The sequence below is a fragment of the Devosia sp. WQ 349K1 genome, assembly GCF_016595685.1.
Taxonomy (GTDB): Bacteria; Pseudomonadota; Alphaproteobacteria; order Rhizobiales; family Devosiaceae; genus Devosia.
Genome location: NZ_JAENGO010000007.1, coordinates 116,192 through 140,141 on the forward strand (window position 1 = coordinate 116,192; position 23,950 = coordinate 140,141).

Annotated in this window: 20 protein-coding genes and 4 tRNA genes; 15 read left to right on the top strand and 9 right to left on the bottom strand. The window is 57.2% G+C overall.

What is annotated here, in order from left to right; translation table 11 throughout:
• Window positions 1–99 precede the first annotated feature (99 nt).
• The gene (locus JHL21_RS14580; RefSeq protein WP_200214245.1) at window positions 100–321 is read left to right on the top strand and encodes a hypothetical protein; all 222 of its coding nucleotides are present in this window, start codon (window positions 100–102) and stop codon (window positions 319–321) included.
• A gap of 116 nt (window positions 322–437) precedes the next feature.
• Here JHL21_RS14580 and JHL21_RS14585 read toward each other — a convergent pair whose 3' ends face one another.
• Entirely contained in the window at window positions 438–1,001 is a 564-nt protein-coding gene (locus JHL21_RS14585; protein ID WP_200214247.1) for a TetR/AcrR family transcriptional regulator, read from the bottom strand.
• Between the two features lie 71 nt (window positions 1,002–1,072).
• Here JHL21_RS14585 and JHL21_RS14590 point away from each other — a divergent pair, with 71 nt between their 5' ends.
• Together JHL21_RS14590 and JHL21_RS14595 are read left to right on the top strand one after the other, a co-directional pair.
• On the top strand, window positions 1,073–2,470 hold the full coding sequence (locus JHL21_RS14590) for an MFS transporter (RefSeq protein ID WP_367948205.1): 1,398 nt from the start codon (window positions 1,073–1,075) through the stop codon (window positions 2,468–2,470).
• A 412-nt stretch (window positions 2,471–2,882) separates the two neighbouring features.
• Entirely contained in the window at window positions 2,883–5,498 is a 2,616-nt protein-coding gene (locus JHL21_RS14595; protein WP_200214251.1) for a DUF4344 domain-containing metallopeptidase, read from the top strand.
• A 153-nt stretch (window positions 5,499–5,651) separates the two neighbouring features.
• Here JHL21_RS14595 and JHL21_RS14600 read toward each other — a convergent pair.
• Both JHL21_RS14600 and JHL21_RS14605 read right to left on the bottom strand, forming a co-directional pair.
• A tRNA-Arg gene (locus JHL21_RS14600) sits at window positions 5,652–5,728 on the bottom strand.
• Window positions 5,729–5,783: 55 nt separating this feature from the next.
• On the bottom strand, window positions 5,784–6,824 hold the full coding sequence (locus JHL21_RS14605) for a LacI family DNA-binding transcriptional regulator (RefSeq protein ID WP_169194151.1): 1,041 nt from the start codon (window positions 6,822–6,824) through the stop codon (window positions 5,784–5,786).
• A 223-nt stretch (window positions 6,825–7,047) separates the two neighbouring features.
• On the opposite strand from JHL21_RS14605, the gene JHL21_RS14610 reads away from it, so the two are divergent.
• The 8 genes from JHL21_RS14610 to JHL21_RS14645 all read left to right on the top strand — a co-directional run bounded on the left by JHL21_RS14610 (window position 7,048) and on the right by JHL21_RS14645 (window position 15,827).
• Entirely contained in the window at window positions 7,048–8,289 is a 1,242-nt protein-coding gene (locus tag JHL21_RS14610; protein ID WP_169194150.1) for an ABC transporter substrate-binding protein, read from the top strand.
• 94 nt (window positions 8,290–8,383) lie between these two features.
• Window positions 8,384–9,325: a carbohydrate ABC transporter permease gene (locus tag JHL21_RS14615; RefSeq protein ID WP_200214253.1), complete on the top strand. Its 942-nt coding sequence runs from the start codon at window positions 8,384–8,386 to the stop codon at window positions 9,323–9,325.
• The gene (locus tag JHL21_RS14620; RefSeq protein ID WP_169194148.1) at window positions 9,322–10,245 is read left to right on the top strand and encodes a carbohydrate ABC transporter permease; all 924 of its coding nucleotides are present in this window, start codon (window positions 9,322–9,324) and stop codon (window positions 10,243–10,245) included. Before JHL21_RS14615 ends, JHL21_RS14620 begins: the two co-directional genes overlap by 4 nt.
• Before the next feature lie 5 nt (window positions 10,246–10,250).
• Window positions 10,251–11,333: an ABC transporter ATP-binding protein gene (locus JHL21_RS14625; RefSeq protein ID WP_200214255.1), complete on the top strand. Its 1,083-nt coding sequence runs from the start codon at window positions 10,251–10,253 to the stop codon at window positions 11,331–11,333.
• Between the two features lie 145 nt (window positions 11,334–11,478).
• Window positions 11,479–12,228 carry a sugar phosphate isomerase/epimerase gene (locus tag JHL21_RS14630; RefSeq protein ID WP_169194146.1) on the top strand — a complete coding sequence of 250 codons (750 nt, stop codon included), beginning with the start codon at window positions 11,479–11,481 and terminating at the stop codon, window positions 12,226–12,228.
• Between the two features lie 5 nt (window positions 12,229–12,233).
• Window positions 12,234–13,376, top strand: a complete 1,143-nt coding sequence (locus JHL21_RS14635) for a Gfo/Idh/MocA family protein (RefSeq protein WP_200214257.1) — start codon at window positions 12,234–12,236, stop codon at window positions 13,374–13,376.
• Window positions 13,377–13,528: 152 nt separating this feature from the next.
• On the top strand, window positions 13,529–14,584 hold the full coding sequence (locus JHL21_RS14640) for a sugar phosphate isomerase/epimerase (protein ID WP_169194144.1): 1,056 nt from the start codon (window positions 13,529–13,531) through the stop codon (window positions 14,582–14,584).
• 91 nt (window positions 14,585–14,675) lie between these two features.
• A complete protein-coding gene (locus tag JHL21_RS14645) occupies window positions 14,676–15,827 on the top strand; it encodes a Gfo/Idh/MocA family protein (protein ID WP_200214259.1) in 1,152 nt (383 codons plus the stop codon).
• 49 nt (window positions 15,828–15,876) lie between these two features.
• Here JHL21_RS14645 and JHL21_RS14650 read toward each other — a convergent pair whose 3' ends face one another.
• The 5 genes from JHL21_RS14650 to JHL21_RS14670 all read right to left on the bottom strand — a co-directional run bounded on the left by JHL21_RS14650 (window position 15,877) and on the right by JHL21_RS14670 (window position 17,847).
• Window positions 15,877–16,740 (bottom strand): TraB/GumN family protein, encoded by an 864-nt coding sequence (locus JHL21_RS14650; RefSeq protein WP_200214261.1) that lies wholly within the window; start codon window positions 16,738–16,740, stop codon window positions 15,877–15,879.
• Between the two features lie 107 nt (window positions 16,741–16,847).
• A complete protein-coding gene (locus JHL21_RS14655) occupies window positions 16,848–17,153 on the bottom strand; it encodes an ETC complex I subunit (RefSeq protein WP_169194141.1) in 306 nt (101 codons plus the stop codon).
• A gap of 26 nt (window positions 17,154–17,179) precedes the next feature.
• Window positions 17,180–17,256, bottom strand: a tRNA-Pro gene (locus JHL21_RS14660).
• A gap of 334 nt (window positions 17,257–17,590) precedes the next feature.
• Window positions 17,591–17,667, bottom strand: a tRNA-Pro gene (locus JHL21_RS14665).
• Between the two features lie 103 nt (window positions 17,668–17,770).
• Window positions 17,771–17,847 (bottom strand) — tRNA-Pro (locus JHL21_RS14670).
• A gap of 86 nt (window positions 17,848–17,933) precedes the next feature.
• On the opposite strand from JHL21_RS14670, the gene JHL21_RS18060 reads away from it, so the two are divergent.
• Window positions 17,934–18,677 (top strand): phosphatase PAP2 family protein, encoded by a 744-nt coding sequence (locus JHL21_RS18060; protein ID WP_200214263.1) that lies wholly within the window; start codon window positions 17,934–17,936, stop codon window positions 18,675–18,677.
• Here JHL21_RS18060 and metC read toward each other — a convergent pair.
• Complete coding sequence (gene metC, locus JHL21_RS14680) at window positions 18,665–19,852, bottom strand: cystathionine beta-lyase (RefSeq protein ID WP_199530598.1); 1,188 nt, start codon at window positions 19,850–19,852, stop codon at window positions 18,665–18,667. The two genes, JHL21_RS18060 and metC, sit on opposite strands and share 13 nt — an antisense overlap.
• Window positions 19,853–20,070: 218 nt before the next feature.
• Between metC and JHL21_RS14685 the strand changes: the two genes are divergently transcribed.
• From JHL21_RS14685 to JHL21_RS14695, 3 genes are all read left to right on the top strand, one after another.
• On the top strand, window positions 20,071–21,087 hold the full coding sequence (locus JHL21_RS14685; protein WP_200214264.1) for an amino acid ABC transporter substrate-binding protein: 1,017 nt from the start codon (window positions 20,071–20,073) through the stop codon (window positions 21,085–21,087).
• 178 nt (window positions 21,088–21,265) lie between these two features.
• Window positions 21,266–22,801: an amino acid ABC transporter permease gene (locus tag JHL21_RS14690; RefSeq protein WP_200214266.1), complete on the top strand. Its 1,536-nt coding sequence runs from the start codon at window positions 21,266–21,268 to the stop codon at window positions 22,799–22,801.
• Window positions 22,802–22,838: 37 nt separating this feature from the next.
• Window positions 22,839–23,948, top strand: coding sequence for an amino acid ABC transporter permease (locus JHL21_RS14695; RefSeq protein ID WP_248305886.1), 1,110 nt, complete (start codon window positions 22,839–22,841; stop codon window positions 23,946–23,948).
• The last annotated feature ends 2 nt before the right edge of the window (window positions 23,949–23,950 follow it).

Consider the following 23,950-nt stretch of genomic DNA (forward strand, 5'->3'; position numbering starts at 1 on the left):
GTAATGTTCCGCCATGTACCGTGCGTGGCGGAATAGTTGACTGATATTTTTAGAATTGTCCGAGTTGCTCGGATGTTTGCGACATTGGAGATCGAATAAATGAGGACAAAGATATTATTGGCAGGAGCGATTGCGGTGGCGTTAGCCGGTCTCGCTTATGCAGGTCCCTCAAAGGGCAACGTCTTTACACGTTGGATATCTGAGGAGCCTGAAGCCATGGTCACGGACATGTTTGATCAGAACGACGTGGACAAAAGCGGCTCGATCTCTCGTGAAGAAGCGCTTGCATATTTTGAACGGCTATCCGCTGAAATTAAGTAACTGAACTGTCTCCCCACTATGGCCGGTGCGTAGCGTCGCACTTTCGGGGAGTTGGTTTTGCGCTCGAGGTGCAGGCAGTGTCTGCGCCTCTCATCTTTTGCGGTGCTAGCCGGCCTTTAGCGTCCCATAAAGCGGAACGCTTCGTCGAGGATGGACCGCAGCGAAGCCTCATCGTCTCGCGCCCATTGCGACCAGCAATAATCCAGTACGGCAATTGCGGCCGTGGCCATTGCGTGAGCTTGGATGTCGGTCAGCCCCTCTTCCTCCAGCACAGCTGCAAGACGTTCAATCTGCGGCAAGCGTGCCCGACGCAACCTAGCCCCTAGCATGGGCTGCGACTGAATAAGGCGCGTGCGTGCCCGCAATTTTTCGCTGTTCGTTTCTGCGGCCAGCACAGTGGGTTCAAATGCCCGGCGCATCCGCGCCCACAGACCTTCCCCCGTGTCGGCCGCAAATTCCCGGAACCTGCGCTCAAAGAAGTCGTCAGCCTCCAGCATCGCAGCGATGATCACTTCGTCCTTAGATCCGAAATATCGGAAGAATGTCGCTCGCGAGATGCCAACCGCCTTGGCGAGTTCGTCCGCCGTCATGCCATCATAACCATGCGCGAGGAGCACATCGAGCGCCGCTCGTGCCGTTTCCGTCCGCATGATTTCAGCGGTGCGTTCGCGCAAATTCATTTCTCACGACTCCCTATCGTGTGATACGCAGTCTCATATAGTAGACCCAATCTTAAAATTCGAGGCCTTTCGTGCGAGCCGACTCCGCTCATGTTTTTTCTTCACCCTATAGCAGCGCAAGACAAAGCCTCACCGTAGGCGTTCTTGCCTTTGCGGGCATGGGCGCGTCTTTCATGCAGACGATCCTCATTCCGATTCAGAGCAAGCTGCCTGAATTGCTCAATGCGCCTGCAGAAGACACCGCTTGGGTGATCACAGCCACTCTCTTGGCAGCCTCAGTATCAACCCCGATTGTCGGCAAGCTCGGCGATATGTTCGGCAAGCGTGCTGTCGCGCTGATCCTTATGGCTATTCTGACCCTTGGTTCGCTGGTCTGCGCCATGTCTCAAGGCCTCATACCCATGATCCTTGGCCGCACGCTTCAGGGCATGGGCATGGGTGTTATCCCTCTCGGCATTTCCCTTCTGCGCGACATTGTCGATACGCGGCGCTTGGGCAGTTCCATTGCTTTGGTCAGTGCGACGCTCGGCGTTGGCGGTGCCATTGGCTTGCCGGTCAGCGCTCTGGTGACCGAAAACCTTGATTGGCACATGCTGTTCATTTTGGCGGCGGGTCTCGCCACAGTCGCCTTTGCGCTGATCTGGGCAGTGGTGCCAAAGACCGGCGTCAAGAGCGGTGGACGCGTTGACGTTGTCGGCGTCATCGGTCTCGCCATTGGCCTCACTGGATTGCTGCTTGCGATCTCCCGTGGCAACACTTGGGGCTGGGGCGCTATGCCGACCTTGCTGTGCTTTGGCGTCGGCTTTGTCGCTTTGGCGCTATGGACCATCTACGAGCTGCGTATTTCCAACCCATTGATCGACCTGCGCGTGAGCGTTAAGCCTGCCGTGCTCACCACCAATCTTGCGTCGGTGGCCATGGGCTTTGCCCTGTTCTCCTCCAGCATCGCCTTCCCACAATTGCTGCAGTTTCCTGCAGCCTTGGGCGGAATGGGCATCGATCTTCTTTCCGCCAGCCTGATGCTCATGCCTGCCGGCTTGGCCATGCTGGCCATGTCGCCGATTTCCGGTCGTATTGCCCGCAGCGTGGGTGCTCGCCCGCTTCTCGTGGCTGGCGCTTCAGTGATTGCGGTGGCCTATCTCTTCTGCGTTTTGGTGCCTCTGCAAGCCATCTACATTCCGATCGTGAATGTGGTCATCGGCATCGGCATCGGTCTTGGCTACGCAGCAATGCCCGCGCTGATCATGGATGCGGTCCCGCGCAGTGAAACCGCTGCCGCCAACGGCCTGAATACGCTCATGCGCTCGTTCGGCACCACCGTAGCCGCAGCACTGGTAGGCTCGATCCTTGCGAGCACAGCCAGTGCTGATCATAGCGCCGGGTTCCATTCCGTCTTCGTCATGGGGCTGGTCGCTGCCGTGGTTTGCGCAGTACTCGCTATGCTGATTCCGCGCAGCACAACGGCATAAGCTCGGTACAGATTCTGTTCTACGCTAAACGGCATAGACCGCTCCCATTCGGGGGCGGTCTTTTTTTGTCCCGCGAGCCGAGACTAAAATTCTGCTCTTCAAATATGTCAGATGGATCTGGCTGCACAGGCCTGCTTGATCATTGGCAGTGCTCAAATTTTTCCGAGAGCGACCATTCATCGACTTGCGCAAACTGTGCGCCTCGCAGGTCCTGAAACCGGCCTCCATGCACACCCGCAATTGGCATCTTGCACGAAACTGGAATACCAGTTTGATTGATTGAGTTTACGGCGGCTAGAATATTTCTTGGACGCCCGGTCGCTTACCCAGTCCACATTGCCTCGCAGCAGTTTTGATTATCAGGTTGTCGATGAAATTTTCTAAGTTAGCTTTTTGTGTCGCAGCCTCTGGGTTGTCACTGTCCGGCCCGGCATTCGGCCAGCAGATACTGGGAGCGCTGGACGGTGTTGTGGATCAGCAATTGCAACGCGGCTGGTTTGCCGGCGAGCAAGATGGCTGGTTCGTTATGCGCAACGACACTCTCGAAAAATCCGAACAAACGCTGACCATCAAAGCGGGCCCGCCCAGTGCCGCGGGACGTCGTGCTTCCGTCAATGTTTCCATCAGTTCCGACCAGCCCACTGCTGCCATCGGGATGGTGGTGCGCAACAGTGCCAACAAGGGAACCTGCGTCGCCGAGTTGACCGCGGAAGCAGCTGCCAACCTGTTTTGCGTCATCGATGGAAAATTTGAATCAGTCGCCACGGTCGCCAAAGCCGCAAAGCTCGATGGTACTGACGTCATTGATTTGATCGAAACGCCCGGTCTTGGCACCTTCATCGTCAACGGAAAGCTGCTGGGTGACGTCCCCAACGCCGCCGCGCTGGGCGACGAGCTTGGGGTTATGGCCTTCGAGCGTGGCACCTTTGGCGTCGCTGAATTCATGGTGACAGATATGGAGGACATTGCTCCTCCACCGGCTCAAGGCTCGGGTCTCCCTCCACGGGGCGGCAGCGCAGGCGCGTCAGCACCCGCTGATGCCCCCGCCACAACGCCGCCACCGGCGGGGAGCGACGCCAACGCCACCCGCATGGCCGAGATCATGGGGCCGCTGGCGACCTCGATCATTGGCTCCGGAAACCGTGAAGGGTGGGGCACGTTTTTCGAAAATGAGTGGTTGGTGCTGGTCAACGAAAGCAAGGCCAGCTCGGAAAACTTCTTCACCATGCCTATGGGCGGCCCCGTCGCTTCCGGCGAGCGCGTCGTAAAGGTCAACGTCAACATTCGTCCCCCGCAAGGCCGGACTGTCGAGGAGTTCAAACTCTCGGCGGCAGGCATTGTTGTCGAAAGCGCTACCACCAAGAACTCATGCCTTGGCGAGATCACCCTGGGTGGTGATGGCCTTGTCCTGTGCTTTGGTGAGGACGGCAAATCCACCGAGATCGGTCGCCTCCCGGGTGCTGCGAAGGTGGACGGGACTGATCTGCTGGAATGGGTTGAACAGCCCGGCGTGGGTGGCTTTTTCCTCAATGGAAAGCTCATCGCACAGGTCAATGAGCAGGCAATTCTTGGCGGTGCCGTTGGCATCTTGGCCTACGAGCGTGGCGATTTCTATTTTAGCGATTTTGCCGTGTCGACGAGCAATGCTGCAGCGCCGCAAACGACTGGAACCAGCGCTGCTCCTCCCCCAACCTCCTCAACGGGGGAGGGAGGCATCCCCTTCATCAACACGCATGAGTCGCAATTGATCGGCGCTTATCTGGGCGTCACCAATGGCATATTCATGCATGAATTCGGGCATGCCCTGATTGCCGAACTGCAATTGCCCTCCACTGGGCCGGAAGAGGACGCGGTCGACATTTTCTCCGCGCTGCGCGTCGTCGAGCCGACCATGTATCCCTCGGGCGATGAAAACATCGATCTGATCGGCCGCGAAGTGGCGATCTACTCCGTTCTGCCCTGGTATTATGGCGGCATGATCAATTCCCAGACCGGTCAGCAACTGCCTTGGCAGGACGAGCACACCGGCGACTTGCGGCGCTTCCGCAATACGTTCTGCGTGATCTACGGCGGCAATCCGGGGCTTTACGAACACATCGCCGAGCAGGTCGGCATGGAAGAGCGGACGCTGTCGCGTTGCGCCGAAGAGTTCAATCGCCAAAACCGCGCTTGGCGCACAATCCTGGCGCCGCACACGCGCATTAGCACCTGGCATCCAGACGGTCATTTGATGGCTGATGCCCCCGGCGCTGCTGTGAAGGTGACGTTCGAGCAGCCGACAACTCCGGTTAGCCGCTTCTTGGTCGAAACATTTGAAGATGGTCTGCGCGGTTTTGCCGAAGACCTTGCCAAGACTTACGTTCTACCGCGTGACCTGAGCGTGACCTATCGCCAGTGCGGTGAACTCAACGCATGGTACAACCCGAGTGAGGGCAGTATCACCATGTGCTACGACCTCATCGAATATCTCATTGGCATGCTCGCTGAGGTGGAATTGGGTGGAACGCAGACATCCTCCGCACCACCGGCTCAGGCCGACACTGTCGCCGTGACCTCAGAGATGATGGTTACCGCGGGCGCGCTCAACGAGCTGGCCGATTATGGTGTCCCTGCAACCTCCGTCCTGTTTCCCGCGCCCTATCGCGGTCCAACACCCGCTGCTCACATGCGCGCCGATGTGTTGACGACCCCCGCCATCGTCGACCTACTGACCGGCAACGATAATTGGTTGTTGGTGGATACCAGTGGCGGCGCAGAAACCTTGCCCGGCGCTTTTGCAGTGGTCGATGCCGGGCGCGACGGCAGCCTTACAGATCGATTTCAGGGGCTTATCGAAGACTGGCTGACCGAGGAAACCGGCGGCGACAAATCCGTGCCGATCATTTTCTTCGGCGCAGGCATGCAGGACCGCTCCTCCTACAATGCCGCTCTGCGTGCTGGTATGGCGGGCTGGAAGGCCTATTGGTACCGTGGCGGTATCGAGGCCTGGCGCTCCAACGGTCTGCCCATGGCCGGACAAATCGACTAGCCGATGTCACTGACCCATCCTGCCCTGGCGTCGTCAAACAACGCTAGGCTTGATGGATCAGGTGACCAAGCAATGCAATCGAGCCCGAATGCTCCGGGGCAGTGCGCAAACGCTGCCCCGCCTGCCGAAAGTTCGATAACAATGTCAGAAAATTGGCGACCCCTGCAGGATTCGAACCTGCGACCTACGGATTAGAAGTCCGTTGCTCTATCCAGCTGAGCTAAGGGGCCTAGCGGGCTTTGCTTTACAGCATTTTGCTGAAATTACCACACCCCACTTGCGCTCTCACGCGTCTGCCTGTGGGTGACTGGTGCTTTCCCGAACAATGAGCTCCGAGTTCAGCACAATGCGCAGCTGTCCGCGCTTGGTGTAGCCGTCTTCCAGCATGTCGATCAGCGTTTCTGCGGCCATCCGGCCCAGCGTTTGCCGTGGCTGTCTTATTGTCGTCAGGGCAGGGGTATAGTGCGCCGCCACGTCGAGATCGTCATAGCCGATAATGGAAATATCGCGCGGGCAGAGGATGCCGTGTCGACGCAAGCCGGACATGAACCCGATCGCCGATTCGTCATTGGCTGCGAACACAGCCGTCGGACGTTCAGACAGTGAGGCAAAGCGTGATGCCGCGCCAAACCCGCTGTCCATTTCAAAATTGCCGCGCAGCAGCCACTCTGGCGACACTGGCAGATCTGCGCGCTTCATCGCTGCCAGAAATCCCTTGAGCCGCTCCTTGGCGACAACATTGCTCTCTGGTCCGAGCAGGTGCCCAATCCGTTTGTGGCCAAGATCGATCAAATGCTGGGTCGCGCGGTCAGCGGACTGCGCATTGTCGGTGAGCACCGTGTGGAACCCTGCGTTCATGATCTCTTCGCAGGCGACCACGAGGGGAATTGCATGCGGTTCTGAGGTCAGAATTTGCAGAGTCCGCGCGTCGAGCGACCCATCCAGCAGCAAAAGTCCGTCGGCGCGATTGGAAAGCAAATAGCTTTGCAATTGCATAGCGCTCTCGGCGCCGATGTAGAGATTGGCAATTAAAACGCCGTATCCGCGGGCCGTAGCCTCGCGCTCAATTGCATCCAGAATAGACGAGAAGAACCCGTTTCTGATATCGGGAAGTGCAACTAATATAGTCTTGGTAGTCCTTTGCCGCAACGAGCGGGCCGCTAAATTGAGGGTGTAACCGGTTACATGGATCGCATCAGCAACTTTTGCACGCGTGGTCTCACTCACCCGATCTGGGTGAGATAAAGCGCGGCTCACAGTGGCAGTCGATACTTGCGCTGCTAGGGCAACATCTTGAATTGTAGGTGTTTTTCTATGCTCAGACACGTCTGGCAGCTCCCCTCTGTGCTGACAGCTTATGCAATCGATGTAAAACACTCTTGACAGCAGCGCAAGGCGTGTATGAAACTCCTGAAATCGATTGCAATGCCATTTTAGGGGGCACATGCAATCGATTACACACCGATGCGGCTCCTGTTCTGGGAAGAGGAGGGTTGCATCAGGTGCATCACTGGGGCGGTGGCGCCCCGTGTCTCGGGAGGACAATCTCATGAAGAAGTTCGCAGTGGTTGCCGCTATGGCAACCGCTTTCCTCGGCTCGACTGCTGCTTACGCTGTTGATCTTGAAGTCACCCACTGGTGGACTTCCGCTGGTGAAGCGGCAGCGGTCTCTGAATTCGCCAAGATTTTTGAAGCTGAAACCGGCAACAAGTGGGTCGATAGCGCCCTTGCTGGTTCGGGCACTGGCGCAAACCCAGTCATCATTTCCCGCATCATCGGTGGCAACCCAATGGGCGCGACCATGATGAACACCGGCCGTGACGCTGAAGAGCTGATCCAGGCTGGCCTGATGCGCGACCTGACCGACATCGTCGCTGACATGGACATCGAAAGCTTCTATGTCGATCCGACCCAGCTTGAGCCATGCAAGTACGAAGGCGGTCTCTACTGCCTGCCAGTAAACATCCACTCGTGGGATTGGCTCTGGCTCTCCACCAAGGCTTACGAAAAGATTGGTCAGCCAGTTCCAACCAACTGGGACGAATACGTAGCGTCTTGGCCTGCTCTGCAGGAAGCCGGCATTCTGCCATTCGGTCTCGCAACCGGCTGGCCGATCAACGGCGTACCAGGCGTTCTGATGGCGGGTATCGGTGGTGCTGATCTGGTTCTCAAGATCAACCGCGACAAAGACCCAGAAGCTGTGCGTTCGCCAGAGTTCCGCAAGGTTGCGGAAGCTATGGACTCGCTCCGTAAGGTCACTGCACCAGAAACCATGGTTCCGTCCTTCGGCGACGTTGGCAATCAGCTCCTCGCTGGTGAAGCTGCTGGTAACATCCACGGTGACTGGCTCGCTGGCGACCTGCAGATCGCAGGCGGCGTACCAGGCGTAGACTATGAATGCCTTCCTGGCCTCGGCCTTGGCACTCAGCTCACCGGCGGTGGCGACAGCTTCTACTTCCCTAAGCTCCCAGAAGGCACTTCTCAGGAAGTTCTTGATGCACAGGCAGATCTTGCTCGCCTGCTCATCTCTCCAGAAGCTCAGCTGAAGTTCAACATGGTCAAGGGCTCCATGCCGATCCGTACCGACATCGACCTGTCGGGCGCGAACGCTTGCATGAAGAAGGCCATCGACCTGCTCGGCAATGGCCTGCTGCCATCGGGTGACTTCTCGCTCTCGAGCGACACCCAGCAGCAGCTGCAGGATCTCGATCTCGAGTTCTTCGCCGATGAAAACATCACTGTTGATGACTACATCGAGCGCCGTGCCGAAATCGTCGCTCAGGCTGACTAATCCTGCCTGAGTTGAATGAGGACTAGTTCTCATTCCTGAAAGCGGTGGTCGATCTCCGGATTGGAGGTCGACCATCTTCTCAATGGAGAGAAAAATGGCGGACATAGCCGTTCAAACGGTGGAGGAGGGTCGCGACGTCGCTCGACCTGGTCTCCTGCAAAAAACCTTCCGGAAAAACCTGCCCGCCAAAATAGCGGCGCTGCCCATGATCGCGACAGTTCTCGTCGTCTTCGTCGGGTGCACGATCTGGACCATCTATTATTCTTTTACCAACTCGAAGCTACTGCCGACTGGCAAGTTCGTTGGCTTCGACCAGTATGATCGCCTGTTTGCGACCAGCCGTTGGAACATCTCGGTCACCAATCTGATGACCTATGGCGCCATGAGCTTGGTGCTGACGCTGGTACTGGGTTTCCTCTTGGCCGTTTTGATGGACCAGAAGATCCGCTTTGAAAGCGCCTTCCGCACCATCATGCTCTATCCTTTCGCTTTGTCGTTCATCGTTACTGGCCTTGTCTGGCAGTGGATCATGAACCCCACTCTCGGCCTTCAGGGCGCGATGCGCGATCTGGGCTGGGCTAACTTTACCTTCGATTGGATTTCCAATCCGCGCATGGTGCTGTTTGCGCTGCTGATCGCCGGCCTATGGCAGGGCGTTGGCTTCTGCATGGTTCTCATGCTTGCCGGTCTGCGCGGCGTTGACGAAGAAATTTGGAAGGCCGCGCGCGTCGATGGCATTCCGACTTGGCGCACTTATATCTCGATCGTTCTGCCAATGATGCGTGGCGTTCTCGTCACCGCTGTGGTGCTGATCGGCTCCGGCATCGTGCGCCTTTACGATTTGGTCGTTGCGCTCACCAATGGCGGCCCCGGTATTTCGTCCGAAGTGCCTGCCAAATACGTCGTTAACTACATGTTCTCTGGCGGCAATATCGGCCAGGCGATGGCCGCAGCCACCATGATGCTGATTTCCGTCATGATCATCATGATCCCGTGGGCCTATCTGGAATTCGGCGGGAAGGGCAAACGCACATGAGTACCACTGCAACCATGACTGGCGCTGCGCCTGTTTCGTCGACCGAACCGCGCGGCCCCAAGCCAAAGCCCTTCTTCACCCCGAAGAAGATCATGCTCTACACGACGCTGGTTTTCTTCGCGCTCTACTTCCTGTTTCCGCTCTATGTAATGGTCTCGACCTCGTTCAAGACCATGCCGGAAATCCGCTTCGGCTCGATTTTCGCACTGCCGAACCAGATCAATTTTGATGCTTGGGTCAGTGCTTGGACCAGTGCTTGTACGGGTCTGACCTGTAATGGCCTGTCCCCGGGGTTCTGGAACTCGGTCAAGATCACCGTTCCCTCCACGATCGTCTCGATCTTCATCGCCGCGATTAACGGCTATGCTCTGGTCAACTGGCGCTTCAAGGGCTCGGAAATCTTCTTTTCGATCCTCATCTTCGGCTCGTTCATCCCATATCAGGTGATGCTCTATCCGCTCGTGATGATCACCCGTGAACTGGGCATTTTCGGCAAGCTCGAAGCCGTCATTCTGATCCACACCATCTTCGGCATGCCGATCCTGACGCTGCTGTTCCGCAACTACTTCGCGTCCCTGCCACAAGAGCTGTTCAAGGCTGCGCGTGTCGATGGGGCAGGGTTCTGGCGCATCTTCTTTGAGATCATGCTGCCAATGTCGCTGCCAATCTTCGTGGTTGCGCTCATCCTGCAGATCACCGGCATCTGGAACGACTTCCTCTTCGGCGCTGTCTTCGCAGGCACGCATAACCAGCCGATGACCGTTCAGCTGAACAATATCGTCAACTCCGCCCAGGGTACGCCTGAGTACAACGTCAACATGGCGGCTACCGTACTCACCGGCCTCGTGCCTTTGATCGTCTACTTTGTCTCCGGCAAGCTGTTTGTCCGCGGTGTCGCCGCTGGCGCCGTGAAGGGATAACGACCATGCAATCAAGCGTTTCCATTAAAGACCTGTCCCTCAACTTCGGCTCCGTCAAGGTTCTCGAAAACCTCAACCTGGACATCGCGCAGGGCGAATTCATCGTTCTCTTGGGCCCATCGGGTTGCGGCAAGTCCACCTTGCTCAACTGCATCGCGGGCCTGTTGGAAGTGTCCGACGGCCAGATCTTCATCAACGGCAAGAACGTCACTTGGGAAGAGCCCAAGGACCGTGGCATCGGCATGGTGTTCCAGTCCTATGCGCTCTATCCGCAGATGTCCGTCGAGAAGAACCTCTCGTTTGGTCTTCGCGTTGCCGGCATGGCAAAAGAAGAGATCGACAAGCGCGTCAAGCGTGCTGCCGAAATCCTACAGATCGAGCCACTTCTCCACCGTAAGCCAGCGAACCTCTCCGGTGGTCAGCGCCAGCGCGTCGCCATTGGCCGTGCACTGGTACGTGACGTGGACGTCTTCCTCTTTGACGAACCACTCTCCAACCTTGACGCTAAGCTGCGCTCGGACCTGCGTGTTGAAATCAAGCGCCTCCACCAGCGCCTGAAGAACACCATGATCTACGTGACCCACGACCAGATCGAGGCGCTCACGCTCGCTGACCGCATTGCCATCATGAAGAATGGTGTCATTCAGCAGCTTGCTGATCCGCACACCATCTACAACAAGCCGGTCAATCTCTACGTCGCGGGCTTCGTCGGCTCGCCGTCGATGAACTTCCTCAACGGAACGCTGGATGGCGCCACTTTCACCGCTGAAGATGGCACCAAAATTCCGGTCGGCACGTATGATTTCGTCAAGCCCGTAACAGGCGCAACCAAGGCTGTGCTCGGCGTTCGCCCAGAACACATTTTCCTCGGCGACGCGGCGCAGGGTTCGCCCTTCACCACGCAGGCGGAAATCGAAATCGTTGAGCCAATGGGTTCGGAAACTCTGGCCTGGACCAAGGTCGCTGGTGTTTCGGTGACCTTCCGGTGCTCAAGCGACATCGACCTGAACGTCGGCGACAAGGTTACACTTGGCTTTGATATCGCCCGCGGCTCGCTGTTCAACGCACAGACTGAGAACCGCCTCTAAGATTTAGCAACGGCGTCCTACGGGGCGCCGTTCTTTACCTCCAATATTACTTTCGCGGTGGTCATTCTGCCCAATGAGACAGACGCAGCGGAACAGGCGACTTAGCCTCACCGTCACCGCATGAACCGTATGAATAGAGACCCTAATGACTCAATTGTCATTCCAGCTGTATAGCGCGCGCAACTATCCATCCTTGCCAGAATTTCTTTCCAAGCTTTCGTCACTTGGCTACACGCAGGTCGAAGGCTACGGCGGTCTCTATGAAGATCCTGCAAGCTTTGCTGCGCACCTCAAAAACAATGGCCTTTCCATGCCGACCGGCCACTTTGGCCTCGATCAGCTCAAGGATACGGCTACCGCGCTCAAGACCGCCGAAATCATCGGCGTAAAGCGCATCTACTGCCCGTTCATCATGCCAGACCAACGCTCGGAAGATGAGAGCAAGTGGCTCGAATTGGCAGAAACGCTCGCCGAGCTCGGCGAAGTGTACACCAAGGCCGGCTACGGCTTTGGCTGGCACAACCACGATTTTGAATTCCATCCAACGACCTCCGGCCGTACCCCGATGGAAATCATCCTCGAAACCGCTCCGAACATCGAATGGGAATGCGACGTTGCTTGGGTGATCCGCGGCAAGACTGATCCTGTCGCTTGGTTCGATAAATACGGCGACCGCATCACCGCCGTCCACGTCAAGGACATCGCTCCTGCGGGCGAGAAGACCGACGAAGACGGTTGGGCTGATGTTGGCACTGGCGTTGTCGGCTGGGAAGAGCTGATCAAGAAGGTCGAGGCTAAGACCAAGGCTCAGTATTTCGTCGCCGAACACGACAAGCCATCCGACCCGGTGCGCTTTGCCACCCAGTCGATCGCAAACGCTAAGAACTGGAAGTAATCGCCATGGCGAAGACATACGGCGTCGGCATCATGGGTGCCGGCAATATCTCGGCAGCCTATCTGCGCCTCGCGCCGCTCTTTAAGGGCCTCGAAGTGCGCGCTGTCGCTGACATTCTCCCCGAAGCGGCCAAGCGCCGTGCGGATGAATTCGGCGTTGCGGCTCAGACACCTGACGAACTGCTCAAGAATTCTGAGCTGGACGTGATCGTCAATCTGACCATCCCGTCCACCCACTTCTCAGTGTCCAAGGACATCATCTCTGCTGGCAAGCACGCCTATTCCGAAAAGCCATTTGTGCTGTCGGTTGAAGAGGGCCTTGCGCTCAAGAAGGCCGCCGACGAGCGTGGCCTCAAGGTTGGTTCGGCCCCCGACACTTTCCTCGGTGGCGCGCATCAGCAGGCCCGCGAAATCATCGACAGCGGCAAGCTGGGCAAGATCATGAGCGGCACCATGCACGTTATGAGCCGTGGCATGGAACACTGGCATCCAAATCCGGACTTCTTCTTCCAGCCCGGTGGCGGCCCGATCCTTGATCTTGGTCCATACTACATCACCGATCTCGTGCATCTGCTTGGTCCGGTGAAGCGCCTCTCGGCCTTCACCAACATGGCCCGCACAGAACGTATCGTCTCGGCTGAAGGCCCATACAAGGGTTCTTCGATCAAGGTTGGCACCCCAACCACGATCCACGGCATCCTTGAGTTCCACAATGGCGCGATCGTCACCATTGGCGCGAGCTGGGACGTGGCCTCGCACGGCCACCACAACATCGAGCTTTACGGCACCGATGGCTCGATCTTTGTTCCCGATCCGAACTTCTTCGGCGGCGATCTGGTCACCACCGGCATCGAAGGCATTCGCACGGCGGTCGATCCATGGGCCCACCCGTTTGGCATTGCCAATCAGGATCTCGACAAGGCCGAGCCACGCGCCAACTACCGCTGCGCCGGTCTCGCGGACATGATGCAGTCGGTCGAAACGGGCGAAACCGCGCGTTGCGACCTCACAGTTGCGCTCCATGTTGTTGAAGTCATGACTGGTCTGCTCAAGGCTGGCGAAACCGGTCAGGTGCTGAACCTGCAAACAACCTGCGAACGTCCACGTGCCCTTGGCATCGAAGACGCCCGCGCTCTTCTGAAGGCTTGATGAGCGTACGTCATTGACACGCTGATCTGAGCAGACAAAACTCTGAGCAAGACTTGTGGGCGGCGAGTGATCGCCGCCCGAACATTATGCGGAAGCCAATCCGCGGAGGAACATAGCTCCGGTTCGTTTTTCCGGAGCCAGAGGAGGACACTATGGCCACCACTATCAAAGGCCCCGCTATTTTCCTGGCGCAGTTCGCCGGCGACAAAGCCCCGTTCGATACACTCGACAATATCTGCAAATGGGCTGCAGACCTCGGCTACAAGGGCGTTCAGATCCCCACTTGGGTTTCGAGCCTGATCGACCTTGAAAAGGCCGCCACGTCCAAGACCTATGCTGATGAGCTCAAGGGCAAGATCAACAGCTACGGCCTCGAAATTACCGAGCTGTCGACCCATTTGCAGGGCCAGCTTGTTGCCGTCCACCCAGCCTATGACGCAGCCTTTGATGGTTTTGCCCCTGCCTCCGTGCATGGCAATCCAAAGGCCCGCCAGGAATGGGCTGTTCAGACCATGCTGAACGCTGCCAAGGCTTCACAGAACCTTGGTCTGAAGGCTCACGCTACTTTCTCCGGCGCGCTCGCCTGGCCCTATATCTATCCATGGCCACAGCGCCCCGCTGGTCTCGTAGAAGAAGCCTTTGACGAACTGGCGCGCCGCTGGACGCCGATCCTCAATGCCTTTGACGATGCTGGCGTTGACGTCTGCTACGAAATTCACCCCGGCGAAGACCTGCACGATGGCGTCTCGTTCGAGATGTTCCTTGATCGCGTCAAGAACCATCCGCGCGCCAACATTCTCTACGATCCAAGCCACTTCGTTCTGCAGCAGCTCGATTATCTCGACTACATCGACATCTACAAAGACCGCATTAAGGCCTTCCACGTGAAGGACGCTGAATTCAACCCAACCGGCCGTCAGGGCGTGTATGGCGGTTTCCAGTCTTGGGTTGATCGGGCAGGGCGCTTCCGGTCCATCGGTGATGGTCAGGTCGATTTCCCGGCCATCTTTGCCAAAATGGCCGCCAACGACTTCCAGGGCTGGGCTGTTCTCGAATGGGAATGCGCACTCAAGCATCCAGAGGATGGTGCACGGGAAGGCGCGGAACTGATCGAGAGCTACATCATTCGCGTCACTGAAAAGGCGTTCGATGACTTCGCCAGCGGCGGCTCCGATCAGGCGGCTAACCGCAAGATGCTCGGCCTCTGATCGGCCTATTTCAATCGTAAAAGCGCGCCCCAAACTCAGCGGGCGCGCTAAAATGCTAGACATCTGAGCAGTTGCACTCTGGAGGAATTCAATGGCTGAAAATGGCGCAAAGCGCATTCGCCTCGGCATGGTTGGCGGCGGCACGGGGGCTTTCATTGGCTATGTGCACCGGATCGCCGCGCGCATTGATGGCGATTATGACCTTGTCGCGGGCGCACTCTCGTCGCGGCCCGAAGTTGCAAAAGAATCCGGCCGCAACATCGGCCTCGCCGAAGACCGCATCTATACCTCTTACGAGGAAATGGCTCGCGCCGAAGCCGCGCGTCCAGACGGCATCGAGGCTGTTGCCATCGTCACCCCCAACCATATGCACTTTGGCCCCACCAAGGCATTCCTTGAGGCTGGCATCCACGTCATCTGCGATAAGCCGATTACGTCCACTCTTGAAGACGCACGCAAGCTCTTGGACATCAAGCCCAAGAACGGCGCGAAATTCCTCCTCACCCACAACTACACCGGCTACCCCCTGATCCGTCAGGCGCGCGAGCTGGTGAAGTCTGGCGCTCTGGGCAAGATCCGTGTCGTGCAGGTTGAATATCCGCAAGATTGGCTCGCCGTCGAAGCCGATGAGGGCAACAAGCAGGCCTCTTGGCGCACAGACCCCAGCAAGTCCGGGGCAGGCGGCGCCATCGGCGACATCGGCACTCACGCTTATAACCTCGCGCGCTTCGTCACAGGCCTCAAGACCGAAGCTGTTGCGGCTGATCTCGACGCCTTCGTTCCCGGTCGTCAGCTCGATGATAACGTCCACATCATGCTGCGCTTCGAAGGCGGCGCGAAGGGCATGCTCTGGGCCAGCCAGGTTGCTGTTGGTCACGAAAACGGCCTGCAGCTGCGCGTCTACGGTGAGAAGGCCTCGATCGAGTGGCGTCAGGATAACCCGAACTACATGTGGTATTCTGAATTCGGCAAGCCAAAGCAGCTCCTCACACGTGGCGGTGCAATCTCCTCGCCTGCTGCGTCTGGCATGAACATCCGTATTCCGGGCGGTCACCCAGAAGGCTATCTCGAAGCCTTTGCGACCCTCTACAGCCAGTTCGCTGCGGTCATTCGGGGTGACGGTGCGGACTATGTCGACGTATTGCCATCGCTCGCCGATGGCATCGAAGGCATGCAGTTTATCACCGCCTCGGTGAAATCGAGCCAGAACGACAGCCGCTGGACCAAGCTCAGCGACGTCTAGTCGTTCACTCTCCTGAATGAAGAAGGCCGGGATCGCTCCCGGCCTTTTTTTATTGAATACGCTCGCTGGTAAAGCCATTGTCTTCCAAGAGCTTCACCACGCTCATCTCGCCTGCCAGATGCGCTGCGCCGACGACGAGAAGCGCCCCCTCATTGCGCTCCAGCATGTCCGCGATCTGCTCGGTCCAATTCTTATTGCGATTGTCGATGAGCCGCTCAACCATGATGCTATCAAACGAGCCCATCTGGTCCATGAATAGGGCACCGAGTTCTTCGGGATTGCCATTCGCCCAGCTTCTCGTCAGATCTTCGACATCGGCCGTAACAGTTTCGAGTGTGTCGAGGCTGGCCTGCAGCATCTCAATGCCTTCAGCCTCGGTTCCGCCAGCCAAGAACCCTATTTGCTCTTCCACTGTTTCGAGCATTCCGATGCGCTCTTCTGCCAGTTCGGCGGAGAGCACGGTCTCGACGCCAAAATTGGCGGCGTATCCCGCGTTGATCATGGGCATAGACGAAATTGTGGTCGCCGCCATCCACGGCTTCATCGCCAAAAGCGACGCCATAGGCACGTAATGGGCTTCGGCCGCTGCACGCAGCTGCGCCATCAGTTCGGGAGAAATGATGTCGTTGAGCAGTCGCCCATCCGTATTAAACCCGTGCAGGATGCTCAGCGACGCGGCCTCTGCCTGTCCTACTGGGGAAATATCGGTCTCGAAATATACCCGCTCGGCCTTGCTGACCACTTTATTGAGCAGCGGCGTGCGCCACTCTTGGTCGGCCCTCAGCATATGCACCGAGCCGAATAGGTAAATCGCACTATCGCCGTCGCTCACCTTCCACAGGGCAGGGGCCGCTTGCGCGCCTGCACTCAGCCCGAGAGCGAGCGCTATTCCGGTGAGTGTACGGAAGATCATGTGCGTCGTGCTCCTGAGTTGGCGGATCATTCTAATGCAATGGCTGAAAACGCAAAACGCCGCAATGTCTTGCGGCGTTCACACAACTCAGCGTCAATTGTCTTGGATTAGTGCGTCCAAGGCGTCTTGCGATCATGACGGAAGTTATCCGGATAGCTGACGCGCTTTGGAATTTGGTCGTAAGCAGGCTGCACAGTGTAGGCTATACCATTGCGCTGCGCATAGGCCTCAGCTTCTTCGAGACTATCGAAGGAGAGGCGGATCTGCTGCGCCATATCGCTGGAACTTGTATAGCCCATGAGAGGTTCGATAGTGCGGGCAACACTTGGCTCGTGAACCAGAACCCAGTCATTCGACTTACCCTTGCCAGATTGCATGGCGTTACGAGCAGGTCGATAAATACGAGCCGTCATTTTGAACCTCATCCCTAAGGTGCAAGTGGTCGGAGTACAAAGATTCGAACTTTGGACCCCCGGTTCCCAAAACCGGTGCTCTACCAGACTGAGCTACACTCCGACGTTTGCAAGGCAGTGACTAAGCCATGCCGCAGGGAAGTGCAAGAGGCTCGTGTCAGGAGTTTTCGTTTATTGCGTGAAAAACTTTGGACAAGTTTTGGTCGGTTCGGATCAGCGCAATCCTTTGCCTCGTGATCGACGGCACGACAGCGCCACAAGACCAGCGTCAGCATGAATCAAAATGAGAACCGATTCCCTTAAGGCGCTGTTTTCAATTCAAGATTGAACACGGCAACAGGCGAGGAGGGGCGTGCGCAACACAGCGACTTTGCGCGAGCAGGTCAATACGACGCGAGGTCGTACGTTCTAAACTAGGAAGGATGTGGGGAAGAAAATGGTCGGAGTACAAAGATTCGAACTTTGGACCCCCGGTTCCCAAAACCGGTGCTCTACCAGACTGAGCTACACTCCGACGATATAACGACAGTGAGGTTTTTGAGGTCCTCTATGTCGCTGCTGCAATCTGCTCAATTGGCATTCTTGCAGTCTGATCAGGCGCTTGCCTGAGGTGCAAATGGTCGGAGTACAAAGATTCGAACTTTGGACCCCCGGTTCCCAAAACCGGTGCTCTACCAGGCTGAGCTACACTCCGACGTTGCAACGGTGTGACTAAGGTATGCCGCAGTTATGTGCAAGCCCCTCCAATCACTTAACTGCGACCTTGACGGGTTTTCCACTGTGTACGACAAATCCGTCATGTATGACATTCAAAAGCCTTGGCCTCTGGGCCTTCCCCGCACCTGGCCAGCTTTTGCAGCGGCCTTCCTCGTTATTCTGGCGGTCTTGGCCAGTTTGGACGTCTACCTTTCCCGCACCAGCATCGGCTGGCCAGAGGAATGGCGTCGGCCATTTTTCCTCATCACCGACTACGGTTTGGCTGATTGGACGCTTTATCCGGGCCTGATCGGGATGATTCTGTTCGGACTGCTGCGATTCCCGTTGCAGGGGCTTTGGAAGAAAGCCTCCGGCGAAATGGCACTGTTCTTCGCCTTCATCTTTATCGGCACGGGTTTCCCCGGGCTGGTGACGATGATCCTTAAACGCATCATCGGCCGCGTGCGCCCGGTAGAGTTTGAGCAGGTCGGGGCGTTTGCCTTCCAGCCATTGCAGAACTGGGTGTATCAGAGCTTCCCGAGCGGGCACTCGACCACGGCCATCGCCATGGCCTTCACCTTCGGCTTTTTTTGGCCGCGCTCTTACATTCCGTTCCTGATCCTCGGAATTATCGTCTGCATTTCGCGCGTCCCAGTGGGCATGCATTACCCAACCGACATTTTTGCTGGCTTCGTTGTCGGCATGTTGGGGTGCTATGCCGTCCGCAACTTCTTTGGTGATCGCGGTTGGCTCTTTGAGAAGACTGCTGACGGCCGCTACGTGCGTAAGCCAATGACGGCCGTCAAATCCTTGTTTCAGCGCGCCTGAGTGTAACGCTCGAGCGCTGCTGCCAAATCAGCCTTGAGGTCTTCAACGCCCTCAAGGCCAATATGCACGCGGAAGAGATTGCCTTCTTCGGTCCACGGCTTAGCCGTGCGATTAGCACCCAGCTTCACCGGTAGGCACAGGCTTTCATAGCCGCCCCACGAATATCCCATCGAGAACAGTTCGAGCCCGTCGACAAAGGCGGCAATGCTGGCGCGGGCAGCCGGCTTCAATATGAAGCCGAACAAGCTCCCCGAGCCGTCAAAGTCACGCTTCCAGATTTCATGGTCCGGGTGGCTTGGCAGCGCGGGGTGAATAACCCGCAGAACCTCATCCTGACCTTCCAGCCAGCTGGCAATCTCAAGCGCCCGCGCCTGATGTTCTTTCATCCGGATCGCCAGCGTGCGCAAACCGCGTGCCACGAGATAGGCATCATCACCCGAGGTGAAATAGCCGTGCAGCCGGCGTATATCGTCGACATCGCCCCAGGCCTCTTCAGTGGCCGAAATTGTCCCGGCCATGACATCCGAATGGCCGACGAACATTTTGGTCGCCGCATGCACCACGATGTCGGCGCCATGCTCAAGCGGACGGAAGAAGAGGGGGCTGGCCCAGCTGTTGTCGACAATGAGGCGTGCGCCACCCGCATGCGCCGCTTTTGCTAGCGCTGGAATGTCCTGCACTTCAAACGTCAGCGAGCCCGGCGCTTCGGCCAGAACCGCGCGCGTGTTCGGTTGCATCAACTCAGACAATCCTGCACCGATTCGCGGGTCGTAATAGCGAACGCTCACCCCCATGCGGGTCAAATACCCGTCTGCGAAGGTCCGGCCGGGTTCATAACCGCTGTCCGAGATCAAAACGTCGTCACCATTTTTTAGGCACGACATAAGCGCGATGGAGATCGCGGCGAGCCCCGATGGCACGAGGCGCGTACGGTATGCGCCTTCGAGTTCATTGATGGTGGTTTCCACCGATTGGGTGGTGGGATTGCCGTGCCGGCCGTAGGTGAACCTTTGCCCCTGAGTCTCAAGCTCTGCGAGGGTTTTGAACAAAACTGTCGAGCCCCGATATACGGGGGTATTCACAAAACCGAACTGATCATCCGGTTCCCGTCCACTATGAGTAAGGATGGTCTCGAATGACTGCTTGGGGCGCCCTGTACGGCTGGACTGAGACATTTTCGTACTCTGCTTAAAAACGGATCACTCTGCACACTTGTCTAATAAAGCGACAGAGAGGTTGACCCAAAGTGTCGTCGACCCTTGACGTTACGGTCAATAGCGGTTTGCATGCTTATCAGCATCAAAACCGATAAATAAAGCGGTGATGCACCTGTGACGTCGTCAGCAAGGCGATGTTGAAAAACAGGGTCAGGAAACAAAAGGCAAATAACGACATGCAAAAGACGCTTCTTTCGATCGCCGTTGCCGCTTCCTTGGGGCTGAGCGCAACTGCTGTAAACGCTGCAACTCTTGATGACGTCAAAGCAAAAGGCTTCGTCCAATGTGGTGTAACCGGTGGTGTGCCCGGTTTCTCCGCACCGGACGCGAACAACAACTGGGCTGGCCTGGAAGTTGACTTCTGTCGCGCTGTAGCTGCTGCCATCTTCGATGATGCAGACGCTGTGCGTTACACCCCACTGACTTCGCAGGAACGCTTCGCTGCTCTTTCCGCTGGTGAAATCGACGTTCTGTCGCGTACCACCACCTGGACCATGAGCCGCGATACCGATCTGGGCATCAGCTTCATCGGTACTATGTATTATGACGGGCAGGGCTTCATGGTCCGCAAGGCAGACGGCATTGCCTCTGCAGCGGATCTGTCCGGTGCTGCCATCTGCATCGAATCCGGCACCACCACCGAACTCAATGCCGCTGACTATTTTGAAACCAACGGTCTCGACTATTCGCCAGTCGTGTTCACCGATCAGGACGAAGTTGTGAAGGCCTTCGAAGATGGCCGTTGCGACGTCTACACCACCGACGCTTCCGCGCTCGCTGCTGAACGTTCCAAGTTCTCCAATCCAGATGATTACGCCATTCTGCCAGAAATCATCTCCAAGGAGCCACTTGGCCCAGTTATTCGTCAGGGCGACGAACAGTGGCGTTCGATCACACGTTGGACCTATTTCGCGCTGCTCGAAGCTGAAGAGCAAGGCGTAACCCAGGCCAATGTTGACGAAATGCTCGGCTCCGATAATCCGGTGATCAAGCGTCTCCTGGGCGTTGAAGGCGACTTCGGCACTCCAATCGGTCTCACCGCTGATTGGGCATACCGCATCGTCAAGCACATCGGTAACTACGGCGAGTCCTATGATCGCCACGTCGGCCCAGCCACCCCAATTGGTCTGGAACGCGGCCTGAACGCCCTCTGGAAAGACGGCGGCCTGCAGTACGCAATGCCAATCCGCTAAAGAGTGAAACTGGTTCTGGCGCCCCACGCGGGCGCCAGTTCGTCTCAGCGCATATCTATTCCGTAGTGATCGTGCCTGAAGTTTTTCTTTGCTCTGAGCCCTTGGCTCAGGGGCCTCTCAGTGTACCTTGATCCTGCTGGATGTGGCTGCGTTTTCTCTATTCGGGGGACTCTGCCTCATGGCTGTCCATGACAATACTGCTGCGGCGCCGCCACGCACCGCATTCTATAATGACCCCGTCATCCGCGGCATCATATATCAGGTGCTGGTCGCGGCGGCGGTGGTCGCATTTCTAGGGTGGATCGTCACCAACACCGCGCAGAACCTCGCTGCGCAAAACAAATCAACGGGCTTTGGCTTTCTTTGGGAAACCGCTGGCTTCGGCATTAGCTTCACCCTCTTTCCCTTCGATCGTTCATCTTTTTACTGGCAGGCGTTCTTCGTCGGACTACTCAACACCTTGCTGGTCGCCGTCATTGGCATTGTGGTCGCCACAGTCCTCGGCTTCATCCTGGGCGTAGCGCGTCTCTCGTCCAACTGGCTGGTCGCGCGTGTTGCGACTGTCTACATTGAGATCGTCCGTAACGTCCCGCTGCTGCTGCAGTTGTTCTTTTGGTACTTCGCGGTTCTCAAGGCGATGCCGGCGGTGCGCGAATCTTATCAGCTTCCGCTCAACATCTTCATCAATCAGCGCGGCATCATTGTCCCGCGGCCACTGCCTGACGCCGAGATCATCTGGGTTGTCATTTCAGCGATCGCTGCAATCATCGGCGCTATTGTTCTGGTCCGCACAGCGCAGCGCCAGCGCGCACTCACCGGCTATTATTCGCCGGCCATTGTGTGGGCAGGTCGCATAGCCAGCGCTATTCTGGCCTTTGGCCTTGCCTATCTGGGCACTGTCTTGGTCAGCACCTTCATCCCAGTTCTCGCCCGCTTTGGCACTTTGCCCCTGATTGTCGGGGTTGCAACAGCTGCGCTCACCTTCAGCGCATTTGCGTTTTACGGGCGCGTCTTCGTCACATTCCTCCTCAGCTGGGCCGTGGCTGTCTTCCTTCTGGGTGGCATGTTCGCGCTGCCCGAAGTCGCCGTCATCGGCCTGGCACTGGTCCTCGCCCTAGGCGTCGTCTGGTCTATGCTGGTTTCAGATCGTCGTCCGCAGGGCGCTGAGGCGAAGCTTCCTTGGGCACTGCCCATTTTGGTGATGGTTGGCGTCCCAGCCTTCGTCTATTGGGTGACCGGCGCAAACCTTGGTTTTGAAGTTCCGGTTCTGGAACGCTTCAACTTCAAGGGTGGTTTGCAGCTCGTGCCCGAAATGGTGGCACTGGCCGTAGGTCTGGCCCTGTATACGGCGGCCTTCATCGGCGAAAACGTCCGTGGTGGTATTCGTGCCGTCAATAAGGGGCAAACAGAAGCCGCTGCCTCGCTTGGCTTAAAGGAAGGGGACCGCTTGCGTCTCGTGGTGATCCCACAGGCAATGCGCGTCATCATTCCCCCGCTGACGAGCCAATATCTCAACCTCACCAAAAACTCATCTCTGGGTGCAGCCATTGGCTATCCGGAATTGGTGAACGTCTTCATGGGCACGACGCTCAATCAGACAGGCAAGGCCATTGAGGTGATCGCCATCACCATGCTGGTCTATCTCACCCTGTCGCTGACCACGTCGGCCTTCATGAACTGGTACAATGCGCGCGTCGCATTGGTCGAACGGTAGGAGCGCGCTTATGTCAGTCTCATTCGTTCGTCAGGAAATGATCGCACCAACCACACCGCCTTCGCGCAGTGATGGCGTGATTGCCTGGGTTCGTCGCAATCTTCTCTCGACCCCGAGCGATGCTCTCCTTACGCTCATCGGCATCATCTTCCTTCTCTGGGCCATTCCCCCAATCTACAACTTCGTCATGCCCACCTTCTTGGGTGGCCATGCGGTGGCACCGGGCGGAACAGTTGAAGATTGCCGTGTCTTAGGGGCAGGGGCATGCTGGGCCTTTATTTCGGCGCGCATCACCTTCTTCATCTATGGCTTCTACCCCATGGAAGAATACTGGCGCCCTAACATCGTCTTTGGTCTGGGCGCGCTGCTGATCATCCCACTGCTGATCCCACGCGTTCCGTTCAAGATCATCAATGCGGTGCTGTTCTTCGTCGTCTACCCAGTCATTTGCTTCTACCTGCTCAATGGTGGCGTCTTCGGCATGCGTCCGGTGCCAACCGAGCAGTGGGGTGGTTTGCTGGTCACGTTGATCATCTCGATGGTGGGCATTATCTGCTCCATCCCGTTGGGCATTCTGCTTGCCCTCGGCCGCCAGTCCAAAATGCCGATCATCAAGACGCTCTGCGTCATGTTCATCGAGCTGTGGCGGGCGGTTCCGTTGATCACCGTCCTCTTCATGGCGTCGATCATGCTGCCGCTGTTCATGCCTCAGGGCACGTCGGTCGATAAGCTATTGCGGGCTCTAGTAGGCGTTACGCTCTTTGCTTCAGCCTATCTGGCCGAAGTGATCCGTGGCGGTCTGCAAGCGCTCCCGCGTGGGCAGTATGAGGCCGCGTCTTCCCTTGGCTTGAGCTATTGGAAGTCGATGGGCTTTATCATCCTGCCTCAGGCGCTCAAGCACGTGATCCCGGGCATTGTGAACACCTTCATTGCCCTCTTTAAGGACACGTCCCTCGTCTCGATTGTTGGCATTTTCGACCTGCTCAATGCCTCGCAGGCTGCGAGTGCCGACATCAACTGGTCTTCGCCCACACAAGCCATCACCGGTTATTTGTTCGCCGGTTTCATTTTCTGGGCTTTCTGTTTCGCCATGTCGCGCTATTCCATCTACATGGAACGGCGTCTGGACACTGGGCACAAGAGGTAACG